General features: G+C 64.6%; 22 protein-coding genes. 13 read left to right on the top strand and 9 right to left on the bottom strand.

Going from position 1 to position 20640, the window contains the following annotated elements:
- Positions 1-18 precede the first annotated feature (18 nt).
- A complete protein-coding gene (locus tag JQ572_RS16810) occupies positions 19-351 on the bottom strand; it encodes a PRC-barrel domain-containing protein (protein WP_211384141.1) in 333 nt (110 codons plus the stop codon).
- 69 nt (positions 352-420) lie between these two features.
- A complete protein-coding gene (locus tag JQ572_RS16805) occupies positions 421-1206 on the bottom strand; it encodes an IclR family transcriptional regulator domain-containing protein (protein WP_211384140.1) in 786 nt (261 codons plus the stop codon).
- Between the two features lie 115 nt (positions 1207-1321).
- On the opposite strand from JQ572_RS16805, the gene JQ572_RS16800 reads away from it, so the two are divergent.
- From JQ572_RS16800 to JQ572_RS16790, 3 genes are all read left to right on the top strand, one after another.
- Positions 1322-2680, top strand: a complete 1359-nt coding sequence (locus JQ572_RS16800; protein WP_211384139.1) for an aromatic ring-hydroxylating dioxygenase subunit alpha — start codon at positions 1322-1324, stop codon at positions 2678-2680.
- 130 nt (positions 2681-2810) lie between these two features.
- Entirely contained in the window at positions 2811-4247 is a 1437-nt protein-coding gene (locus JQ572_RS16795; RefSeq protein WP_211384138.1) for a glutamine synthetase family protein, read from the top strand.
- 351 nt (positions 4248-4598) lie between these two features.
- The gene (locus JQ572_RS16790; RefSeq protein WP_211384137.1) at positions 4599-4979 is read left to right on the top strand and encodes a hypothetical protein; all 381 of its coding nucleotides are present in this window, start codon (positions 4599-4601) and stop codon (positions 4977-4979) included.
- 82 nt (positions 4980-5061) lie between these two features.
- Here the strand turns inward: JQ572_RS16790 and JQ572_RS16785 are convergent, their stop codons facing one another.
- From JQ572_RS16785 to JQ572_RS16755, 7 genes are all read right to left on the bottom strand, one after another.
- Positions 5062-5790: an ABC transporter ATP-binding protein gene (locus tag JQ572_RS16785; protein WP_249129084.1), complete on the bottom strand. Its 729-nt coding sequence runs from the start codon at positions 5788-5790 to the stop codon at positions 5062-5064.
- Complete coding sequence (locus tag JQ572_RS16780; RefSeq protein ID WP_211384136.1) at positions 5783-6550, bottom strand: ABC transporter ATP-binding protein; 768 nt, start codon at positions 6548-6550, stop codon at positions 5783-5785. Before JQ572_RS16780 ends, JQ572_RS16785 begins: the two co-directional genes overlap by 8 nt.
- Complete coding sequence (locus tag JQ572_RS16775) at positions 6543-7487, bottom strand: branched-chain amino acid ABC transporter permease (RefSeq protein ID WP_211384135.1); 945 nt, start codon at positions 7485-7487, stop codon at positions 6543-6545. Before JQ572_RS16775 ends, JQ572_RS16780 begins: the two co-directional genes overlap by 8 nt.
- Positions 7484-8401, bottom strand: a complete 918-nt coding sequence (locus JQ572_RS16770) for a branched-chain amino acid ABC transporter permease (protein WP_211384134.1) — start codon at positions 8399-8401, stop codon at positions 7484-7486. The genes JQ572_RS16775 and JQ572_RS16770 overlap by 4 nt, the downstream gene beginning before the upstream one ends.
- 303 nt (positions 8402-8704) lie before the next feature.
- On the bottom strand, positions 8705-8923 hold the full coding sequence (locus JQ572_RS16765) for a hypothetical protein (RefSeq protein WP_211384133.1): 219 nt from the start codon (positions 8921-8923) through the stop codon (positions 8705-8707).
- A gap of 1 nt (position 8924) precedes the next feature.
- Entirely contained in the window at positions 8925-9584 is a 660-nt protein-coding gene (locus tag JQ572_RS16760; protein ID WP_211384132.1) for an acyl-homoserine-lactone synthase, read from the bottom strand.
- Between the two features lie 82 nt (positions 9585-9666).
- Entirely contained in the window at positions 9667-10395 is a 729-nt protein-coding gene (locus JQ572_RS16755) for a helix-turn-helix transcriptional regulator (RefSeq protein ID WP_211384131.1), read from the bottom strand.
- Between the two features lie 166 nt (positions 10396-10561).
- On the opposite strand from JQ572_RS16755, the gene JQ572_RS16750 reads away from it, so the two are divergent.
- The 10 genes from JQ572_RS16750 (at position 10562) to JQ572_RS16705 (ending at position 20485) form a co-directional block, all read left to right on the top strand.
- The gene (locus JQ572_RS16750; RefSeq protein ID WP_211384130.1) at positions 10562-10738 is read left to right on the top strand and encodes a hypothetical protein; all 177 of its coding nucleotides are present in this window, start codon (positions 10562-10564) and stop codon (positions 10736-10738) included.
- A 198-nt stretch (positions 10739-10936) separates the two neighbouring features.
- Entirely contained in the window at positions 10937-11875 is a 939-nt protein-coding gene (locus JQ572_RS16745) for a LysR family transcriptional regulator (RefSeq protein WP_211384129.1), read from the top strand.
- Positions 11876-12019: 144 nt separating this feature from the next.
- Entirely contained in the window at positions 12020-12898 is an 879-nt protein-coding gene (locus tag JQ572_RS16740; RefSeq protein ID WP_211384128.1) for a shikimate dehydrogenase, read from the top strand.
- Between the two features lie 65 nt (positions 12899-12963).
- Positions 12964-14094: an ABC transporter substrate-binding protein gene (locus JQ572_RS16735; RefSeq protein ID WP_211384127.1), complete on the top strand. Its 1131-nt coding sequence runs from the start codon at positions 12964-12966 to the stop codon at positions 14092-14094.
- Positions 14095-14201: 107 nt separating this feature from the next.
- Positions 14202-15077, top strand: a complete 876-nt coding sequence (locus JQ572_RS16730; protein WP_211384126.1) for a branched-chain amino acid ABC transporter permease — start codon at positions 14202-14204, stop codon at positions 15075-15077.
- Positions 15074-16072, top strand: coding sequence for a branched-chain amino acid ABC transporter permease (locus tag JQ572_RS16725; RefSeq protein ID WP_211384125.1), 999 nt, complete (start codon positions 15074-15076; stop codon positions 16070-16072). Before JQ572_RS16730 ends, JQ572_RS16725 begins: the two co-directional genes overlap by 4 nt.
- Complete coding sequence (locus JQ572_RS16720) at positions 16069-16812, top strand: ABC transporter ATP-binding protein (protein WP_211384124.1); 744 nt, start codon at positions 16069-16071, stop codon at positions 16810-16812. Before JQ572_RS16725 ends, JQ572_RS16720 begins: the two co-directional genes overlap by 4 nt.
- Before the next feature lie 12 nt (positions 16813-16824).
- Positions 16825-17562 carry an ABC transporter ATP-binding protein gene (locus tag JQ572_RS16715; protein WP_211384123.1) on the top strand — a complete coding sequence of 246 codons (738 nt, stop codon included), beginning with the start codon at positions 16825-16827 and terminating at the stop codon, positions 17560-17562.
- Positions 17559-18617 carry a Gfo/Idh/MocA family protein gene (locus JQ572_RS16710; RefSeq protein ID WP_211384122.1) on the top strand — a complete coding sequence of 353 codons (1059 nt, stop codon included), beginning with the start codon at positions 17559-17561 and terminating at the stop codon, positions 18615-18617. The genes JQ572_RS16715 and JQ572_RS16710 overlap by 4 nt, the downstream gene beginning before the upstream one ends.
- A complete protein-coding gene (locus tag JQ572_RS16705; protein ID WP_211384121.1) occupies positions 18614-20485 on the top strand; it encodes a bifunctional sugar phosphate isomerase/epimerase/4-hydroxyphenylpyruvate dioxygenase family protein in 1872 nt (623 codons plus the stop codon). The genes JQ572_RS16710 and JQ572_RS16705 overlap by 4 nt, the downstream gene beginning before the upstream one ends.
- The last annotated feature ends 155 nt before the right edge of the window (positions 20486-20640 follow it).

Raw genomic sequence — 20640 nt, 5'->3', positions numbered from 1 at the left:
GCAAGTCTTCCGACGCGACTAGACCGACCAGTAATTCGGATGCGGGTAGGACCGCGAGCGGTCGCCCCAATCGAACTCATCGCCATCGAACTCGCATGGACCGCCGCTGAACTCGTCCATCGTCAGTTCGACCTGGAAGGCCTGACGGCCGCGATCGTATTTCAGGGCGCTCCACTGCACCGGATAATGATGATGAGTACCGAGCAGCCCGCCGGTCTTGATCACGGCATAGGTGACCATTCCGCTGACCTTGTCGAGCATCAGTCGCTCAATCGTGCCAAGCTTCGTGCCGTCGCGCCCGTAGACGGCGACGTGCTCCACGCGATCACTGGGAACCATGGTATGGTGCATGGCATCCTCCCTGTTCTCTTGTGCCGCGCATTATAGCCTGCCAGGCAGCCCGAGCGAAGTGCGCTGTAGCTACAGCAACTGCGAACGGACCGCGTCGGCGCCCTCGCGCAGCAGCGGCAGGAAGCGGTCGATCAGCTCCTGAGCCGGCACGCGGTCGACATGGGCGCCCATGTTGATCGCGGCGACGATCACATCGTCGTAGCGGCGGACGGGAACCGAGATTGAACGGAAATGCGGCTCGGCCTCGCGGTCGACCAGCGAATAGCCCTGCCCGCGGTCGGCGACGATCCGTGCCAGCAGCGCCCCGGGATCGGTCACCGTCTGCGGCGTCAGCGCTTCGCGCGTCATTGTTTTCAGGCGCGCGGCGAGTTCGGCATCGCCGAGCTGACCCAGCATGGCGCGGCCGACCGAGGTGCAGAACGCCGGCAGCCGGTAGCCGATCTCCAGCCCGCCTGAAAACATCCGCGCCGGACTGCTCCGCGCCACGAACACGACGTCGTCACCGTCGAGCACCGCGAGTGACGCGATTTCATTTGCCGCAGTCGCGGCGCGATCGAGCACCGGTTGCAGCACCGTGACGAGCTGGTTGGAGCGCAGAAACGAGGCGGCAAGGGTCAGCACGTGCGGCGTCAACGTGAACAGCTTGCCGTCACCACCGACGAAGCCGCCACGCTGGAGCGTGAACAGCATGCGCCGGGCGGTGGCGCGCGGAAGATCGGCGGCGCGGGCGAGATCGCTCAAGGTCATCGGGCCTACCGTCGTGCCGAAGGACTGAAGCAGGCGCAGGCCGCGATCGAGGCTTTCGACGAAATCCGTCGCGCGCTCGTCGGTCTCGCTTCGCTTCAGCTTGGGCATGGCGTCGGACATTCCTGCAAAATAGTGCTTGCTGCCGGTCCAAGGCATGTCATAATTCGCCCATTCGTTCAATAGGCGAACAAACGCCACTCCGAGATTGAAGGATGCACTCGCCATGATGAGCCAGGCGCAGAACGACCTGATCACCCGCAGCGGGCCGAAGGATCCCTGCGGCAGACTGATGCGGAGCTACTGGCAACCGGCGGCGCTGGTGGATGAGCTGGAGGGCGAGCGGCCGATCCGGCCGGTCAGGCTGCTCGGCGAAAACCTGGTTCTGTTCCGCGACGAGACCGGACGCTACGGGCTGATCGACCGTCACTGCGCGCATCGCGGCGCCGACCTCGCCTTCGGGCGGCTCGAGCACGGCGGCCTGCGCTGCGCCTTCCATGGCTGGCTGTTCGACGCCACCGGCCAGTGCATCGAGACCCCGGCTGAGCCGAAGGACTCGAAGCTCTGCCAGAACATCCGTCAGCGCTCCTATCCCGTGGTGGAGAAGAGCGGGATCCTCTGGGCCTATCTCGGCGAGGGCGAGCCGCCGGCATTTCCGGAGCTCGACTGCTTCGTCGCGCCCGGCACGCACACTTTTGCGTTCAAAGGCCATATGGCCTGCAACTGGCTCCAGGCACTCGAAGTCGGCATCGATCCCGCCCACGCATCGTACCTGCATCGCTTCTTCGAGGACGAGGACACCTCCACGGCCTACGGCAAGCAGTTCCGCGGCGCCTCCGCCGGCTCCGACCTTCCGATGACAAAAATCCTGCGCGAATACGACCGTCCGATCATCAATGTCGAGCATACCGAATACGGATTGCGGCTGATCGCACTGCGCGAGATCGACGAGGAGCGCACCCATGTGCGCGTCACCAACCAGCTCTTCCCGCACGGCTTCGTCATCCCCATGAGCACGGAGATGACGATCACGCAATGGCACGTGCCGGTCGACGACGAGAATTGCTACTGGTATGCGATCTTCACCAGCTACGCGAACCCGGTCGACAAGCAGAAGATGCGCGACCAGCGGCTCGAGCTGTACGAGCTGCCCGACTACAAGTCGCGGAAAAACCGCAGCAACGATTACGGTTTCGATCCGCACGAGCAGCAGACCGCGACCTATACCGGCATGGGCAGCGACATCAACGTCCACGACCAGTGGGCGGTGGAGTCGATGGGCGCGATCCAGGATCGCACCAAGGAGCATCTCGGCTCGAGCGACAAGGCGATCGTGCAGTATCGCCGCCTGCTGCGGCAGGAAATCGAGAAGGTTCTGGGCGGCGAGAAGCCGATGCTGTTTCTGGACGAGGCCAATGCGCGCAGCATCCAGGGACCCGCGACCATGGACGGCATCGGGCCGACGCGGGGCTGGGAGACCTACTGGATGGAAGTCGACGTCAAGCGCCGCCGCGGCGCACCGTGGACCGCGCCTGTTCCGAAGGAGATCGCGGACAACGTGCATCGGTTGACGGCGGCGGAGTGACGACTGTGGTCGGCTCCCGTAGGGTGGGCAAAGGCGCAAAGCGCCGTGCCCGCCATGCCCGCGTGCGAACGACAGACGTGGTGGGCACGCTTCGCTTTGCCCACCCTACGGCAGCTGAAGGAGCGGCAAAGTGACTTTCGTCGCGCGTCATGCGCTGTGGTCGGATGAGCAGAAGGACGCGGCGACGCGCATGCGGCGCCTCGTCGAGGAAAAGAACCTCGAGGTCATCCGCCTCGCCTTTCCCGACCAGCACGGCATCCTGCGCGGCAAGACCATCATCGCGTCGGAGGCGATCGCCTCGCTGGAAAGCGGCTGCTCCATCACCACCACCATGCTCGCCAAGGACACCTCGCACCGCACGGTATTCCCGGTGTTCACCTCGGGCGGCGGCTTCGGCATGAAGGAGATGGAGGGGGCGGCCGACGTGCTGATGGTCGCTGATCCCACCACTTTTCGCGTGCTGCCATGGGCGCCGGCCACGGGCTGGGTGCTGTGCGATCTCCATTTCAATGACGGCCGCCCGGTGCCGTTCGCAACGCGCGGGCTCTACCGCAAGGTGCTCGACGATCTCGCAAGCCGCGGCCATGATTTCGTCGCCGGGCTCGAGGTCGAATTCCATATCTTCAAGCTCGACGATCCGCATATGCGCGCCGAGGACGCAGGCCAGCCCGGCACGCCACCTTCGGTGAGCCTGCTCAGCCATGGCTATCAATATCTCACCGAGCAGCGCTTCGATCAGATGGAGCCGGTGCTGGAGATCCTGCGCCGCGACGTCGTCGCGCTCGGGCTGCCCCTGCGCTCGGTCGAGGTCGAGTTCGGGCCTAGCCAGTGCGAATTCACCTTCGCGCCGAAGAAAGGGCTGGAGCCCGCCGACAACATGGTGCTGTTCCGCTCGGCGGTGAAGCAGATCGCGCGGCGCCACGGTTATCACGCCACCTTCATGTGCCGGCCAAAACTGCCGAACCTGTTCGCGAGCGGCTGGCACCTGCATCAGTCGATCGTCTCGCGCACGAGCGGCGAGAACCAGTTCATGGCGAAGGACGGCGGCGAGCCGCTCAGCGCGTTCGGCCGCGCGTACCTGGCCGGCCTGCTCGATCACGCCCGCGCCTCCACCGTGTTCACCACGCCGACCCTCAACGGCTACAAGCGCTACCGCTCCTATTCGCTGGCGCCGGACCGCGCGATCTGGGGCCGGGACAATCGCGGCGTCATGATCCGCGTGCTTGGGGCGGCCGGCGATCCCGCCACACGGCTCGAGAACCGCATCGGCGAGCCCGCGGCCAATCCCTATCTCTACATGGCCTCGCAGATACTCTCAGGCCTCGACGGCGTCGACCGCAAGCTCGACCCCGGCCCGTCGGCCGACACGCCCTACGAGACCAAGGCGCCGCTCTTGCCGAAATCGCTGCGCGATGCCGTCGGTGCGCTGAAGGACGATCCATTCTTCCGGGAGAAGCTCGGGCCTGACTTCGTCGACTATTACACCCACATCAAGAACGCCGAGATCGACCGTTTCCTGTCCGAGGTGACCGACTGGGAACACCGCGAATATTTCGAGATGTTCTGACCTCCTCACTCTGACATCCTCCCTCTGACCACCTCCCTTGGAGGTGGGGGCGCAGCGGCTCAAAGCTCACACACCCGTGAGGTGACTTCGTCCCACCTGTTCCAACGACATCACATCGCGGTGCGACGAAGCCATTTTCCTCACGCCCCGAAAACCGCCGGAAAAACACCGGGGTTAGGCTTTGATCCGTGATCAACAATGGAGTTCGGTCATGTGGGGTCAATTGTTCAGCCTGATCTATCGTCTGTCCTGCCGGACCACTCTGATCGAAATCGGCACGCATCGGTTTGCGCGCTAGCCCCGGGTGGATGCGAATTAGGTAAGACGGATTGACCAGATAGCGGGGTTGCCATGCGCAAGCTGATCCTGATAGCAGCGATGTCGCTGCTCGCAACACAAGCCCATGCGGGTGGTCCGCGTAGTCTGAGCCTCGCGGCGACCAGCGCAAGCCAGCCGGCCGCCGAGCAACCGGCCTCGCCGACGGCCACGCCGCAGACGACGCAAGCCCCGGCGGCAACGCAGGCGCCGAATGTCCAGACGGCGACCACCGCCCCGACTTCAACCGCTGCCACCGCGCCGCCGACCGCGACAGCGCCCACCGCAACAACGCCGGCGCAACCCTCGGCCACAGCGGTGACCAGCACAACCGGGACAACCAAGCCGAAGCGCCGCCAGCCGTCCACGGAAGCGCGCGTGATCCGCGAACTGCATCGGCACGGTATTTATTGGTAAAGAGCGGACAGATCTCCCCCCGGTCATTGCGAGCGCAGCGAAGCAATCCTGATTGCCGCCGCGGAAAGATGAGATCCGACCCTCAAATCCCCAGATATTTGTGCTGCAAATCCGGCTCGGCCATCAGCTCGTCGGAGGTGCCGCTCCACACCGTCTTGCCGCGTTCGATGATGGTGTGACGGTCACAGATGCGGGCGAGATGGTCGACGTTCTTGTCGACGACAAGGATCGACTGTCCCCGGCTCTTGAGCAGCGACAGGCAATGCCAGATCTCTTCGCGGATCAATGGCGCAAGGCCCTCGGTCGCTTCGTCGAGGATCAGCAGTTTTGGATTGGTCATCAGCGCCCGGCCGATCGCCAGCATCTGCTGCTCGCCGCCGGAGAGCTGGTTGCCCATGTTGGAGGCGCGTTCGGCGAGGCGCGGAAACATCACGTAGATCGACGCCAGCGTCCAGGGATTGGCGCTGTTGAAGCGGTCGGCAGCGGCGGCGACCAGGTTCTCGCGCACGGTGAGGTTCGGGAAGATCTGGCGCCCCTCGGGCACGAGGCCGATGCCGAGTTTTGCGATCCTGTAGGACGGCTGCGTCCGCACCTCCGCGCCCGCAAAGCGGATGCTGCCTGCACGTGCCGGCGTCAGGCCCATGATGGAGCGGATGGTGGTGGTCTTGCCCATGCCGTTGCGACCCATCAGCGAGACCATCTCGCCCGGCTTGATCGACAGCGACAGGCCGAACAGCACTTGGCTGAGGCCGTAGCAGGTCTCGATGCCTTCGACGTCGAGCAGCGTGTCAGCCATCACCTTTTCAGACATGGTGCGTCACCACATGCGCTTCGCCGAGATAGGCGCGCTTGACGTCCTCGTTGGCCCGGATCGCGGCCGGATCGCCGGAAGCGATGACGCGGCCATAGACCAGCACCGAGATGCGGTCGGCCAGCGCGAACACCGCGGGCATGTCGTGCTCGACCAGCACGATCGAGACTTCCTTCCGCAGCTCCTGGAGCAGTTGCACCATGCGCTGGGATTCGGTGACGCCGAGGCCGGCCATGGGCTCGTCGAGCAGCAAGAGCTTGGGCTTGCTGGCCAGCGCGACCGCAAGCTCGATCTGGCGACGCTCGCCATGGCTGAGCCTGGACACCAGGACATCGGCACGGTGCAACAGGCCGACGCGATCGAGCGCGGCGTGCGCGGCATCGCGCAGGCCCTTTTCCTTGCGCGCACGCGCGAAGAAGCGGAACGAGGTGCCGGCATGCGCCTGCGCCGCGAGTGCGACATTGTCTGCGGCGGTGAAATCGAGCAGCAGCGAGGTGATCTGGAACGATCGTGCCAGGCCAAGCGCACAGCGGCGATAGGCCGGCAGGTAAGTGATGTCGCGACCGCCTAGCGAGACGCTGCCGGAATGCGGTTCGAGATGCCCGGTGAGCTGGCTGATCAGCGTGGTCTTGCCGGCGCCGTTCGGGCCGATGATGGCGTGCAGTTCGCCGGCCGCAACGTCGAGCGAGACGTTGTCGGTCGCAATGATACCGCCGAAGCGGCGCACCAGCTTCTCGACGCGGAGCAAGGGCTCAGCCACGATTGAGCCTCCCGAGCAGTCCCATGATGCCGCCGCGCCCGAACAGCACGATCAGCAGCAGCAGCGGCCCCATGATCAGCGCCCAATATTCGGTGAGCTGCGACAGGAATTCTTCCAGCAGCAGAAAGACCACCGCGCCCATGACCGGGCCGAACAGCGTGCCCATGCCGCCGAGGATGACCATCACCATGAGGTCGCCGGAGCGGGTCCAGTACATCACGGCCGGACTGACGAAATCGGTGTTGTTGGCGAGCAGCGCGCCGGCAAGACCGCACATGGTGCCGGAGATGACGAAGCAGACGAGCTGATAGCGCTTGGCCGGGAAGCCGATCGCCTGCATGCGCTGCTCGTTGGAGCGCAGCCCCTGCACGACGAGGCCGAAACGCGAATTGACGATGCGCCAGATCAGGAAGATCACCGCGAACAGGCAGGCAAGGCAGAGATAATAGAACTGCGTGCGGTTCGACAGGTTGACCAGGCCGGAGAAATCGCTGCGCTTGTAGACGGTGAGGCCGTCATCGCCGCCGTAACGCGCCAGCCCCGAAGCGACGTAATAGGCCATCTGTGCGAAGGCGAGCGTGATCATGATGAAATAGACGCCGCGGGTGCGAAGCGAGAGCGCGCCGATCACCAGTGCGTAGATCGCGGACGCCGCGAGCGCGACCGGAAACTGGATGAAGCCGCTTCCGACGCCTTCCTGCGCCAGCATGCCGACCGCGTAACCGCCGATGCCGAGATAGGCAGCGTGACCAAAGCTCATCATGCCGCCAAAACCCATGATGAGGTTGAGGCTCGCCGCCGCCAGTGCCAGGATGACGATGCGGGTGAACAGCGTCAGGATGAAGATGTTGCCCGATGCTTGCGAATAGAGCGGCAGCAGCACGAGCCCCGCCAGCATCAGGGCCGTCACGGCCTTGGCTACAGTGAAAGACTTCATCGACGGTTGGCCGGAAACAGCCCCTCCGGCCGCACCACCAGCACGATCGCCATCAGCAGGTAGATCAGCATGGAGGACAGGGCGGGCGCGGCGGTGGAGGCGGCGGCGCCGCTCAAGACCTGCCGCAACAGGTTCGGCAGGAAGGCGCGGCCGAGCGTGTCGATCATGCCGACGAAGATCGCAGCGAGGAACGCGCCGCGGATCGAGCCGATGCCGCCGATCACGATGATGACGAAGGCGAGGATCAGGATGTTCTCGCCCATGCCGATTTGCACGGTGAGGATCGGCGCCTGCATCATGCCGGCGAGCCCGGCGAGCGCCGCGCCGAGCCCGAACACCAGGGTGTAGAGCAGCTTGATGTTGATGCCGAGCGCGCCGATCATTTCGCGGTTGGAGGCGCCGGCCCGGATCAGCATGCCGATGCGGGTGCGCATCACGCCGAGATAGAGCAGGAGCGCAACCAGCAGCGCCACGACGATGATGGCGAGGCGATAGGCGGGATAGTGGATGCCGGGCAGGATCGGCACCGGCACCGTGAGCCAGGCCGGCAGCGGCAGCGCAAGGCCGGCCGGCCCCCAGATCAGCCGCACGGCTTCGTTGAAGAACAGGATCAGGCCGAAGGTCGCGAGCACGTGGTCGAGATGGTCGCGTCCATAGAGATGCCGCAGCGCGCCCATCTCGAGCACGATGCCGAGCACCAGAGTCGCGCCGAGCGCCAGCAGCGCGCCGAGCAGGAAGCTGCCGGTCCAGGCCGCGAAAGTCGCGGCGAAATAGGCGCCCATCATGTAGAGCGAGCCGTGCGCGAGGTTGACGAGATCCATGATCCCGAACACTAGCGTCAGGCCGGCGGCCAGCAGGAACAGCAGCAGGCCGAACTGCAATCCGTTCAAGAACTGTTCGACGACGAGCAGCATCAAAACTCTTTCAGGCGCACGCAGGTTCGCGCCGATGTTCGAACACGGTCGCCATCAGTGAAAGAGCTCCCCCTGCCTCTACAAGGCAGAAAAATGGGTAATGGCAGTATCGTTCCGAGGCAAGAGCGATTTGACACCAGACATGCACTTTGTTGCATGCCGGTGCATCCGATCGAAATCTCCTTGTGCGCCCGTGCAAGAAAGCTGCCGTGCAGGATGGGTCAACCTGCCGCACCCAAAACGATCACCCTCTCCCCGTTGCCGGGGAGAGGGTGTGAAATCCGTCGCCGCGTCGAGATGCGCCTAGTGTGACGTCATCTGCCGGGGAAGGTCATCCGGCTCGGCAACCACGCTGTTGGCCGTCGAGGCCTCCAGCGCCGCCATCCGGAACAGATAGGCGAGCGTCGCCAATCCGGTGTCTTCCGCCATCTGTGCCAGCTCGAGCGCCATGTCAGACATGTAGCCGAGATTCTCGTCCTTGGTCTGCGCCATGATCTGGCTGTCCCGCATCATATTCGACATCTCAGGCGCTCTTTCGTTGCGCGGCAGCGAGGCCGCAGAGGTTGGCACGGGCGACGGCGTCCAGACGCGGGCCGTCCTGTTGCACGATCGAAGCCGTGCCGATGCGATCATGCAGGGCATCGAGCGTCTCCCGACGAATGTCGATCGTCGCCGCCATGGTCCACGCATCCTCCACCAGCGCCGGCAGACCGAGCGGGGTCACGACGAAGCCGGCCTCATGGAAGCGCGGCAACCACCAGGTCTCCATGATCGCGCTGACCTGCGCGATGCCCTGGTCGAGGCAGAACTCCTGCACCGCCGCCATCAGTTGCAGGTTGAGCGCGCCGTCGCGGCGATCACGCACGACGAAATAGCGCGACCATTCCCAGACCAGCGGATTCGCGGGGCAGCCGCGCACCACCGCCAGATGCGGGAAGACCTCGCTCATCATCGAAGGCTTGGTCGTTGGATAGAGCCGGTGACCGCCGACGACGCGGCGCCCCTCCAGCGCAAGCAGATAGACAGTGTCCTCGTCGTCATAGGAATCGATCTCGCGGCCATCCGGCCTGCGTAGCGCCTCCCAGCGCCGCTCCTCGACGAAGATGTCATGGCGCAGCCGGAAATGCTGCTCGATTACGTCTTCGTATAAGTGGCGATTAACGGCTGAAATTGCGTGAATCATGAAAGCCCCCATCCATTCTCAATGGGGGCAGAGTCTGCGAAAAGAGGCAGCTTCGATATTGGGAAATTTCCCAGTACGTCGCTTAGGGATTGATGATCTTGTTGCGAATCGCCAAGGCAACCGCATGCGTACGGTTGACGGCACCGAGCTTGCGCGCAGCGGTTGCAAGATGTTCTTCTGCGGTCCGCTGGGTGATATGCAGGATCTCGCCGATTTCCCAGGCCGACTTGCCCTGCGAGGCCCAGGAGATCACCTCGCGCTCGCGCGGGGTGAGACGCGTCGACCGATACGGCGCCGGATCCAGCAGACGACGAATGTGGTCGAAGCCGTACATCGCCATCAGGTGCAGCGCCGGCTTGCTGCGGGGGTTGAGGTCGAGATGGACACCGCCGAGCGACACCGCGGCCTCATAGCCGGTGAGCCCGTGGATCGGCACGATGAAGCCGCGCGACATGCGAAAATCGCTGGCGCGGTTCATCACCTCGGCCGCGTTCGGCTCGAGTTCGGCATCGTATGGCGCTTCCGACCATTCGAACGGGTTGACCGACTGTCGGCACAACCGCACCACGGGATCGAAGCGATCGTAGTTGTTCTGAGTGTAGAGGTTGAACCATCCCGCCGGCCAGCGCTTGGCGAGCACCATCTGCGCAAATCGCTGGTCGGGATTGGGCAACCCCGTCACGATGATGGTTTCAAAGCCGAAGCGACCGAAGGCCGATTCGAGCGCAAGCATGGCATCGGGCACCTTGCGATAGGTCCCCAGGCCCTCGATGAAGTCGAGCGCCTCCCGGCCATAATCCACGGCGGACATCGGTGCGTTTCCTGACCCTCGCCGTCAAGTATAGCACGTCTTCGGTGACTGCCTCAATTCACGGTTTCCGTAGTTTCCCGGTATGTCATTGACCTCGAAGATTAATCTACTTGTGGAAGAAGTGACGTCAAGTTACACCTATGACGTCTGAAGCGGGAAAACCACGATGGAAGACGAGGACATTGCCCTCAACAGCGTGCTCGGCCTGGAACTGAACCGCGTGTTTTTTGCCGTCTGCGAAACGGCGAACAAGCAGAAGATCATCGAGTTCGCACGCGAGGTGCTGCAAAGCGAGCGCACCAAGCCGGCAGACAGCGCATCGCCCGAGGGCCCGGCGAGCTAGAACGCAGTTGCAGCAAACGACGCCGATGAAACGAGTCGCGCGACGATGCCATCCGTTCGAACGCGCTGATTTTCGTCCTGACAATCTGACAGGGTAAAGCGCAGCCCTCTCCATCCGCATCAACACACTTGCCGCTGGATGACATCACGGCTCCCGTGAGATGATCGCCGCCACGATCCTCTTTCGGATGCCCACGACATGATGACGCTGCGCCAGGTTGAAGTGATCCGTGCCGTGATGGTGACGGGCACCATCGGCGGCGCGGCGAAGCTGCTCAACGTGTCCGCGCCGGGCATCAGCCGTCTCGTCAAATACACCGAGCGCTCGCTCGGCATCCGCTTCTTCCAGCGTCAGAACGGCCGCTACTTCCCGACGCCGGAAGCGGAGAACATCTTCGAGCAGATCAACGGCGTCTACAAGAAGGTCGACGATCTCTCCGAACTCATCTCCAAGATCGGCCGCGGCGGATTGTCGGAGCTGCGCATCGGCTCGGTGCCGAGCATCTCGCAGGTGATGGTGCCGCGCGCGATCGAGCGCGTCCGCCGCCGCTATCCCGATCTCGGCATCGACATCAATATCCTCAAGCTCGAGGAAGCCATCGACTACCTCATGCTCGGCCGCGGCGAGTGCGTCGCGATGAGCTACCGGCTGGAACATTCCGGGCTCGACTTCATGCCGCTCGCCTCGGGCGAGCTCTATTGCATCGTGCCGCCGGGCCACGAGCTCGCCGGCCGCAAGCAGGTCTCCGCGGCCGAGATCACCCGCTATCCGCTGATCGGCATCGACCCGAACGACCCTTACGGCCGCATCATGGCCGAGATCTTTGCGCGCAACCGGCTCGACTACAACATCACGATCCGCGCGCGGTTCGGCACCACGGTCTGCGCGCTGGTGAAGGCGGGGCTCGGCATCGCCATCATCGACCAGTTCACGGTCGCCCATGGCGGCTATCCCGGCATCGAGCTGTTGAAGATCACCGAGCCGACGCGGTTCGACACCTATATCGCGGTGAAGCGCGGCGCGCCGCTGTCGCTCCATGTCGAGTACTTCATCGAGTCGCTGCGCGCCGAGATGCGCGCGGTGGAGCCGTCCCGGGGCCACGGCAAGGCCGCCCCGGCGCGCGGGCGAAAGAAATAACATTATGTTAGGTTTGTCCGATAAATGGGTAATTGTGTTAGGCGGGAGAATGGCTATCGTCTTACCCGGAAGTCCTCTTGGAATTGCGCGGATTTCCACGCTAATGGCCGGGACCGAACGCTCCCAACGAGACGATAGCGAACCATGTCCAAGCGCGGATACGCCGCCAGCAAAAAGCTCCTCACCGGCCTGATCGGCGCGCCGATTGCGCATTCCGCATCACCCGCCATGCATGAGCGCGCCGCCGAGGCGCTTGGCCTGCGCGGCCATTACCAGCTCATCGAGGTCGCCGGCGCCGACGCGGCCGGGCTGCGCATGATGCTCGAAGGGGTGCGCCGGCTCGGCTTTGCCGGCGTCAACGTCACCTACCCCTACAAGGAAGCCGTGGTCCCGTTGCTCGACGATCTGGCGCCTGGCGCCGCCGCCATGGGCGCGGTCAACACGGTCGTCGCCAGGGACGGTCGGCTGACCGGCCACAACACCGATACGACCGGCTTTGCGCGCGCGGTGGCACCGCTGCTGGCGCCATCCGGCAACGCCGTCGCCGTGATCGGCGCAGGCGGCGTCGGCAAGGCGATCGCGTTTGCGCTGGCGAGCCTGAAGGTGACCGACATCCGCATCTTCGACAGCGAGCCGGCGCGCGCGCAGACGGTGGTTTCTCTGCTGGCCGCGCAGGGCTCCGCAAGGGTGGCGTCGAGCATCGAGGACGCACTGCAGGGCGCGACCGGCCTCGTCAACGGCACGCCGGTCGGCATGCTGCCGAACCGCGGCCTGCCTGTCCCCGCCACGCTGCTGCACGACGAATTATGGGTTGCGGATGCGGTCTACTCGCCGCTGATCACGCCGCTGCTGGCGGCCGCGCAGGCCAATGGCGCGCGGATCATGACCGGGCGGGAGCTGGCGATCTATCAGGCCGCCGACGCTTTCGAACTGTTCACCGGCCTTGCCCCATCGACCGAAGTCATGGGAGAGGCTTTCGACGAGGTGATGGCGGCACGAAGTTCTGCCTATCACGCGGCGTGACGGAAGCGGCCGGATACAAGGCCGCGGACAACATCAAACATCAACGAAAAATGGGAGGAGAGATCATGAAATCGACCATTCTGGCAGGCGCCCTGCTTGCCTTCGCGACTGCAACCAGCGTCCACGCCCAGGCGATCAAGCTCGCCGACGTCGCCGAGCTTTCCGGCGGCGGCGCCACCGTCGGCACCAATTGGAAGAACGGCATCGACCTCGCGATCGAGGAAATCAACGCCAAGGGCGGCGTGCTCGGCCGCAAGCTCGAGGTCACCCATGCCGATTCGCAGTCCAACCCGGGCGTCGCGCGCGCCCAGGTGCAGAAGGCGCTCGACGCCGAACCCTATGTGCTGCTCGGACCCGGCTATTCCGGTTCGGTCAAGGTCACCGCGCCGCTGGCGGCCGAAGCGGGCATCGCGCAGATCATGGGCGGCGAAGCCGCCGAGCTGACGCAAGCCGGAAACAAATTCCTGTTCCGCACCTCGTTCGGCCAGCAATCCTCGATGCCGAAGGTCGCCAAATACATCCACGACGACATGAAGGCCAAGTCGGTCGCTGTGGTCTGGGTCAACAACGATTTTGGCCGCGGCGGCCGCGACGTCGTCGTCAAGGAGCTCGACCGGCTCGGCTCGAAGGTCGTCGCCGATCTCTCCACCGAAGCGGGCCAGGCCGACTTCGCCGCCGACGTCGGCAAGATCAAGGCCGCCAATCCCGATGCCGTATTCGTCTATCTCAATGAAGAAGAGAGCGCGCGCATCCTCAAGGAGCTGAAGCGTCAGGGCGTCACCGCGCCGCTGATGGGCGAGACCACCTTGATCGGCCAGAAGGTGATCGAGCTTGCGGGCGATGCCGCCAACGGCGCGCGCGGCCATGTCGGCCTCACCACCGATGCGCCGGTAGACCTGATCAAGGCGTTCCGCGACAAGTTCGTCAAGAAGTACAATTACGTGCCGGACCATAACGGCCTGAAGGGCTACCTCGCCATCTACATGGTGAAGGCCACCACCGAGAAGATGGGCAAGGTCGATTCCAAGGCGTTCGCCGACACGCTGCACGGCCTGACCATCAAGGCCGCGGACGAGCCGGGCATCCTGATGGACGTCACCTTCAGCGAGACCGGCGACATCGACCGCCAGAGCTTTCTGGTCGAGGTGGTCGCAGGCAAGCAGGTCGTGAAGCAGGTGCTGCCGAAGGTGAAGTGACCTCCTCGCTCACCCCGCCCTCTCCCCGTAAGAACGGGGAGAGGGAGCGATGGACCTGAATTCGCGTCGAACCAGTTTACCCGGGCTCTAGCGATCAAAGAGAACCCATGTCCAATCTGTTCGATCTTCTGGTCGCCGGACTTGCCACTGGCGCGATCTATGCGCTGGTCGCGGTCGGCTTCACGCTGCTGTGGCAGACCTCGCAGACCATCAACTTCGCGCAAGGCGAATTCGTGATGCTGCCGGCGTTCCTGATGCTGGCGGCGATGCATGCCGGTGCGCCGTTCTGGCTCGCGATCATCCTCGGCATCCTGCTGTCGATGATCCTGCTCGGCCTCGCCTTCAAGATGCTGCTGGTCGACCCGATGATGCGTCATGGCGTGCTGCCGCTGGCGATCGCCACCATGGCGCTGGCGATCGGCATCAAGGAAGCCGTAAAACAGTTCTTCAGCGCCGAAGCCTCGCCGTTCCCGTCGATCGTGCCGACCGGCGACATCTCCATTCTCGGCCATGTCGTATCGCTGCAAAGCATCGGCGTTCTCGTCCTCGCCATCCTCGCTGTCTTCGGCCTGACCGCCCTTCTCAACCGCACCTCGCTCGGCCACCAGATGCAGGCGGCGGCGCAGAACCCGACGGTGGCCCGCATCATCGGCGTTCCGGTCGAGCGCATGATCCTGCTGACGTTCCTGATCAACGCATTCCTGGTGGCGCTGGCGTCACTGCTGATCACGCCGATCTACCTCGCGAAATTCTCCTCCGGCGAGGTGCTGGGACAGGCCGCCTTCATCGCGGCGATCGTCGGCGGCTTCAACCAGGTACGCGGCGCGATCGCCGGCGGCCTGCTGATCGGCGTGCTGGACAACCTGGCGGCATCCTATGTCTCCACGCAATACCGCGCCGCGGTGCCGCTGATCTTCCTGATCCTCGTCATTCTGTTCCGGCCGCAGGGATTGCTCGGCCGCGCCGAGGAGCGCACGGTATGAGCGCTTTCGCCAAACCCCTGAAGATCGCGCTCGGCCTTGCCGTCATCGCCGGCCTGATCATCGTCCCCATGAATTTCAACCGCTACGGCCTGTTCATCCTGAGCCAATGGGCGGTGATGGCCATCGCCGCGATGGGGCTCAATCTTACGCTCGGCTACGCCGGGCAGGTCTCGCTGGCGCAGGGCGCCTTCGTCGGCATCGGCGCCTATGCCGCGGCGATCATGACCACGCATGGCTGGCCGCTGCCGGTAGCGGTCGTCGTCGCGATCGCGTTGAGCTTCGCGGTCGGCTGGGTGCTCGGCTATCCCGCGCTGCGGGTGCAGCACCACTACCTCGCCTTCGTCACGCTCGCATTCTCCACCCTGGCCTTCCTGGTGTTCCGCAACGAGAGCTGGCTCACCGGCGGCATCTACGGCATCTCCAACATTCCGCGTCCGCACATCCTCGGCATCGCGACCAGCAAGCCGCTGCCCTTCTACTATGTCTGCCTCGGCTCGCTCGCGATCGTCTCGCTGGCGGTGTGGTGGCTGATCCGCTCGCCCTGGGGCCGCGCCTTCATGGCGCTGCGCGAAAACCCGCTGCGCGCGCAGTCGCTCGGGATCGATACCAAACGCTACACGTTGATGGCGTTCGCGATCGGCTCGGCACTCGGCGGCGTCGCCGGTGCGCTCTATGCGCCACTGACGCAATATATCGATCCGGTGCCGTTCAACCTGTCGCTCTCGCTCGACCTCCTGATGATGGTGATCGTCGGCGGCGCGGGCTTTTACTTCGGCCCCTTCCTCGGCGCGATGATCGCGGTGCTGCTGCCGGAATGGCTGCGCTTCACCGAAGGCTACTATCTGATGCTCTACGCCGTCGCGGTGATGCTGCTGCTGATCTGGTCGCCGACCGGAATTCTGGGAATTCTCGACCGCTATCTCGCCGAGCGGCGCACCAAGGCGGCTTCCGCGTTGCGCGCAGTTGCGAAATCGCGGCTGGAGACGGTGCAATGAACGCGGTCCTCGAAGTCACCGGCATCAAGAAGAATTTTGGCGGCATCAGCGCCGTCGACGGCGTCTCCTTCGACGTTCGCGAAGGCGAGATCCTCGGCCTGATCGGGCCGAACGGCTGCGGCAAGTCGACCCTGTTCAACTGCATCCTCGGCCAGCTCACGCCATCAGGCGGCGAGGTGAAGCTGGACGGCAAGCTCGTCACGGGCCTGCGCCCCGCGGAGCTCAACAAGCTCGGCGTCAGCCGCACCTTCCAGCTGTTGCAGGTGTTTCCAAAGCTCTCGGTGCGCGAGAACCTGATCCTCGCCGGACAGGAGCACCAGGGCAACATGGCCTCGCGCCTGGTCGGCCGCTCCGATGCCGGACTGACCGAGGCCGCCAACCAGATGATCGGCTTCTTCAAGCTCGATCATCTCGCCGACGAGCCGGCCGGCGGATTGTCCTATGGCCAGCAGAAGCTGCTCGACGCCGCCATGGCCTTCATGGGCGGCCCGCGCCTGGTGTTGCTCGACGAGCCCGCCGGCGGCGTCAACCCGTCGATGCTGGCCGACCTGAAGGATCGCCTGGTCGCGATCAACCGCGAGAAGAACGCCACCTTCGTCGTGATCGAGCACAACATGGAATTCGTGATGTCGCTGTGCTCGCGCGTGATGGTGATGGCGGAAGGCAAGGTGCTGGCGATGGGACGGCCGGACGAGGTCCGCAAGAATCCCGCCGTGATCGAAGCCTATCTGGGACATTAGGGAGAGCGAGCCATGAGCGACCCGATCCTCTCGGTTCACAATCTCGTCGGCGGCTACGGCAAGATGACGATCCTGAACGGCACGACCTTTTCCGTGCCGCAGGCGACCATCACCACGATCATCGGTCCGAACGGGGCCGGCAAGTCGACGGTGTTCAAGGCGATCTTCGGGCTGCTCAAGCTGCGCGAGGGCAAGATCAGCTTCGCCGGCCGCGATGTCACGAATTTGAGCCAGCGCGCGCTGCTCAATGCCGGCATCTGCTACGTGCCCCAGGGTCGCAACATCTTTCCCGAGCTGTCGGTGCGCCACAATATCGAGCTCGGCGGCGTCGCCGCCGGGAAGGGTCTCGATCTGCCCAAGCGGATCGAGGCGGCACTCGACTTGTTTCCGGCGCTGCGCCGCAAATCCGCGCAGCAGGCCTCAACGCTCTCGGGCGGCGAGCAGAAGCAGCTCGAGATCGCCCGCTCGCTGCTGCTCGAACCAAAGCTCGTGTTGATCGACGAGCCCTCGATCGGGCTGTCGCCGCTGATGGTGCAGCAGACCTTCGACATCCTGAAATCCCTGCGCGACCGCGGCGTCACCATCCTGATGATCGAGCAGAACGCGCGCTCGGCGCTGGAGATTTCCGACATCGGCATCGTGCTAGAGCTCGGCCAGACCCGCATGATCGACAAGGCCGAGCGGATATTGAACGATCCTCGCATCGGGCAACTCTTCCTCGGGGGTGCCATGGAGGAGACAGCAGCATGAGCGCGCGAATGCGCGTCGCCGTCGCCGGTGCCGGCCTGATCGGCCGCCGCCATATGGAACTGATCGCGGCGTCGCCGGACTGCGAGCTCGCCGGCATCGCGGATCCCTCGCCTGCCGCGAAGGAATATGCGCAAGCCCGCGCCACGCGCTGGTATGCCGATCACCGCGCATTGCTGGAGCATGAAAAGCCCGACGGCATCGTCATCGCCTCGCCCAACACGCTGCACCTGCCGATGGCGCTCGATTGCGCGGCCGCACGCGTGTCTGCGCTGATCGAGAAGCCGGTGACGGATACGGTTGCCACCGCGCAGCGCCTCTGCGCGGCAATCAAGCGAACCGGCGTTCCGATGCTGGTGGGCCACCACCGCCGGCACAATCCGATCATCAAGGCCGCACGCGAGGCGGTCGCAGCCGGCCGGCTCGGCCGGCTTACCGCCGTGGTCGGGTTGTGGCTGCTCAAAAAGCCCGACGAATATTTCGAGATGGCTTGGCGGCGCGAGCAGGGTGGCGGGCCGCTGCTCATCAACCTCGTCCACGACATCGACAACCTCCGCTTCATCTGCGGCGAGATCGCCGAGGTGCAGGCGCTGACCTCGAACAAGGTGCGCGGCTTCGCCGTCGAGGACACCGCGGCGCTGCTGTTGCGCTTCGCGAGTGGCGCGCTGGGGACGGTGACCGTGTCGGACGCGACGCCGGCGCCGTGGAGCTGGGAACTGACATCGGGCGAGAACCCCGCTTATCCCAAACAGGACCAGCCCTGCTACATATTCTCCGGCACGGAGGGATCACTGTCCGTGCCAAACATGGAGCTGTGGTCCTACGCGCAGCAACCCGGCTGGTACACGCCGCTGTCGCGCGCAACCGTTGCACCGGCCGCCTTCGATCCGCTGGCCGAGCAACTCCGGCATTTCTGCGCGGTCATCAGGGGCCTCGAACAGCCGCTGATTTCCGCCGAAGACGCAATGGGAACGCTCGCCGTCGTCGAAGCCGTCAGCGAGGCCGCGCGCACGGGCCAGACAATCTCACCGGGGCGAATCATGGAGCAGGCAGCATGAACAAGCGCTCGATCGCCACCGTCTCCCTCTCAGGCGCCCTCGACGAAAAGCTCCGCGCCATCGCGTCAGCCGGCTTCGACGCGGTCGAGATCTTCGAGAACGATTTGCTGTCGTTCGGCGCGAGCCCGCGCGAGGTAGGGCAGCTTTGCAGGGACCTCAAGCTCGAGATCTGCGCGTTCCAGCCGTTCCGTGATTTCGAGGGCATGCCGGAGCCGCAGCGCGCGCGCAACTTTGCCCGCGCCGAGCGGAAATTCGATCTGATGCAGGAGCTCGGCACCGATCTGCTACTGATCTGCTCCAACGTCTCCCCCAGTTCGCTCGGCGGCATCGACCGTGCGGCCGACGATTTTCGCGAGCTCGGCGAGCGCGCAGGAAAGCGCGGCTTGCGCGTCGGCTACGAGGCGCTGGCCTGGGGCCGCCATGTCCACGACTACCGCGATGCCTGGGAGATCGTGCGGCGCGCCGATCACCCCGCGATCGGCGTCATCCTCGACAGCTTTCACGCGCTGGCGCCGGGCTTTCCGGTTCGCGCGATGGCCTCGATCCCAGGCGACAAGATTTTCCTCGTGCAGCTCGCGGACGCGCCCAGGCTCGAGCTCGATATCCTCTCGTGGAGCAGGCACTTCCGCTCCTTCCCCGGCCAGGGCGATCTGCCGGTCGGCGAGTTCATGGCGGCGATCGCGGCGACCGGCTATGCCGGACCGCTGTCGCTGGAGATCTTCAACGACCAGTTCCGGGCCGGCTCGGCCGCTCAGACCGCCGTCGACGGCCTGCGCTCGCTGATCCTGCTGGAGGACCAGCTTGCGCCGGACTGGCCAAAGCTCGTCAGCGAGCCCTTGGCGCCGAAGGCCAGGAGCCGCGGCACGGGGTTTATCGAGTTTGCCGTCAACGAGACCAAGGCGACCGACCTCGCCCGCCTGCTGTCGCAGCTCGGTTTCCGCAAAAGCGGCAAGCATCGCAGCAAGGCGGTGGAGCGCTGGTCGCAAGGCAAGGTCGAGCTCGTCATCAACTCCGAGACCGACGGCTTTGCGCATTCGCACTATGTCACGCACGGCCCGGGCGTCTGCGCGATTGCGCTCGATGTCGACAATGCCGGCCTCGCCATGCAGCGCGCCGAAACACTGAAGACGCGCACCTTTTATCAGCCGGTCGGGCCGGACGAGCTGGAAATCCCCGCGATCCACGGCGTCGGCGGCAGCCTGCTGTATTTCCTGGATCAGGCCGGCAAGAACTGGGACACCGATTTCGAACCGGTCACAAGCAACACGAACGGAGACGCGCTGCTGGCAGTGGATCACATCGCGCAGTCGATGCCCTATGACGAGATGCTGTCCTGGCTGCTGTTCTACACCGGCATTCTCGACCTGACGCGACTGCCGCAGATGGAGATCGCCGATCCCAGGGGCCTCGTGCAGAGCCAGGCCGTCATCAACGGCGACCAGAGCCTGCGCTTCGTGCTCAACGGCTCCTCCGCCAACCGCACGCTGCCGGCGCGCTTCATCTCGGAGTTCTTCGGCTCCGGCGTGCAGCACGTCGCGTTTTCGTGCCGGGACATCTTTGCGACGGTCGCCGCGATGCGCGAGCGCGGCGCTGATTTCCTGGATATCCCCGATAATTACTACGACGACATCGAAGCCAAATACGACCTTGCGCCCGAGCTGATGGCGCAGCTTCGCGCCAACCACATCCTCTACGACCGCGAGGGCGACGGCGAGTTCTTCCAGGTCTACACGCACATTTTCGACGAGCGGTTTTTCTTCGAGATCGTCGAGCGAAGGAACTACCAGGGATTTGGCGCAGCCAACGCCGGCATCAGGCTGGCGGCGCAAGCCCGCGAGGTGCGTCCTGTCAGTATGCCAAGGGTGTGATTACCCTCTCCCCTTGTGGAGAGGGTGGCTCGCCGCGAAGCGGCGAGACGGGTGAGGGGTATCTCTCGACGAAGCCGATAGAAACCAATTCGCGAAGAGAGACCCCTCATCCGGCGCTCCGCGCCACCTTCTCCCACAAGGGGAGAAGGGGCTAC

Source organism: Bradyrhizobium sp. SZCCT0153, assembly GCF_018129995.1.
In the GTDB taxonomy this organism is placed as follows: Bacteria; Pseudomonadota; Alphaproteobacteria; order Rhizobiales; family Xanthobacteraceae; genus Bradyrhizobium; species Bradyrhizobium japonicum_G.
This window is presented reverse-complemented; position numbering and strand designations above follow the sequence as displayed.

Bases quoted from the DNA above. Each gene is read 5' to 3' on its own strand.
- JQ572_RS16750 (WP_211384130.1), top strand. From the start codon at position 10,562: ATGGAAGACGAGGACATTGCCCTCAACAGCGTGCTCGGCCTGGAACTG.
- JQ572_RS16715 (WP_211384123.1), top strand. From the start codon at position 16,825: ATGAGCGACCCGATCCTCTCGGTTCACAATCTCGTCGGCGGCTACGGC.
- JQ572_RS16710 (WP_211384122.1), top strand. From the start codon at position 17,559: ATGAGCGCGCGAATGCGCGTCGCCGTCGCCGGTGCCGGCCTGATCGGC.
- JQ572_RS16755 (WP_211384131.1), bottom strand. From the start codon at position 10,395: ATGTCCGCCGTGGATTATGGCCGGGAGGCGCTCGACTTCATCGAGGGC.
- JQ572_RS16805 (WP_211384140.1), bottom strand. From the start codon at position 1,206: ATGCCCAAGCTGAAGCGAAGCGAGACCGACGAGCGCGCGACGGATTTC.
- JQ572_RS16810 (WP_211384141.1), bottom strand. From the start codon at position 351: ATGCACCATACCATGGTTCCCAGTGATCGCGTGGAGCACGTCGCCGTC.
- JQ572_RS16770 (WP_211384134.1), bottom strand. From the start codon at position 8,401: ATGCTGCTCGTCGTCGAACAGTTCTTGAACGGATTGCAGTTCGGCCTG.
- JQ572_RS16785 (WP_249129084.1), bottom strand. From the start codon at position 5,790: ATGTCTGAAAAGGTGATGGCTGACACGCTGCTCGACGTCGAAGGCATC.
- JQ572_RS16705 (WP_211384121.1), top strand. From the start codon at position 18,614: ATGAACAAGCGCTCGATCGCCACCGTCTCCCTCTCAGGCGCCCTCGAC.
- JQ572_RS16730 (WP_211384126.1), top strand. From the start codon at position 14,202: ATGTCCAATCTGTTCGATCTTCTGGTCGCCGGACTTGCCACTGGCGCG.
- JQ572_RS16720 (WP_211384124.1), top strand. From the start codon at position 16,069: ATGAACGCGGTCCTCGAAGTCACCGGCATCAAGAAGAATTTTGGCGGC.
- JQ572_RS16800 (WP_211384139.1), top strand. From the start codon at position 1,322: ATGATGAGCCAGGCGCAGAACGACCTGATCACCCGCAGCGGGCCGAAG.
- JQ572_RS16740 (WP_211384128.1), top strand. From the start codon at position 12,020: ATGTCCAAGCGCGGATACGCCGCCAGCAAAAAGCTCCTCACCGGCCTG.
- JQ572_RS16775 (WP_211384135.1), bottom strand. From the start codon at position 7,487: ATGAAGTCTTTCACTGTAGCCAAGGCCGTGACGGCCCTGATGCTGGCG.
- JQ572_RS16745 (WP_211384129.1), top strand. From the start codon at position 10,937: ATGATGACGCTGCGCCAGGTTGAAGTGATCCGTGCCGTGATGGTGACG.
- JQ572_RS16790 (WP_211384137.1), top strand. From the start codon at position 4,599: ATGCGCAAGCTGATCCTGATAGCAGCGATGTCGCTGCTCGCAACACAA.
- JQ572_RS16765 (WP_211384133.1), bottom strand. From the start codon at position 8,923: ATGTCGAATATGATGCGGGACAGCCAGATCATGGCGCAGACCAAGGAC.
- JQ572_RS16735 (WP_211384127.1), top strand. From the start codon at position 12,964: ATGAAATCGACCATTCTGGCAGGCGCCCTGCTTGCCTTCGCGACTGCA.
- JQ572_RS16760 (WP_211384132.1), bottom strand. From the start codon at position 9,584: ATGATTCACGCAATTTCAGCCGTTAATCGCCACTTATACGAAGACGTA.
- JQ572_RS16725 (WP_211384125.1), top strand. From the start codon at position 15,074: ATGAGCGCTTTCGCCAAACCCCTGAAGATCGCGCTCGGCCTTGCCGTC.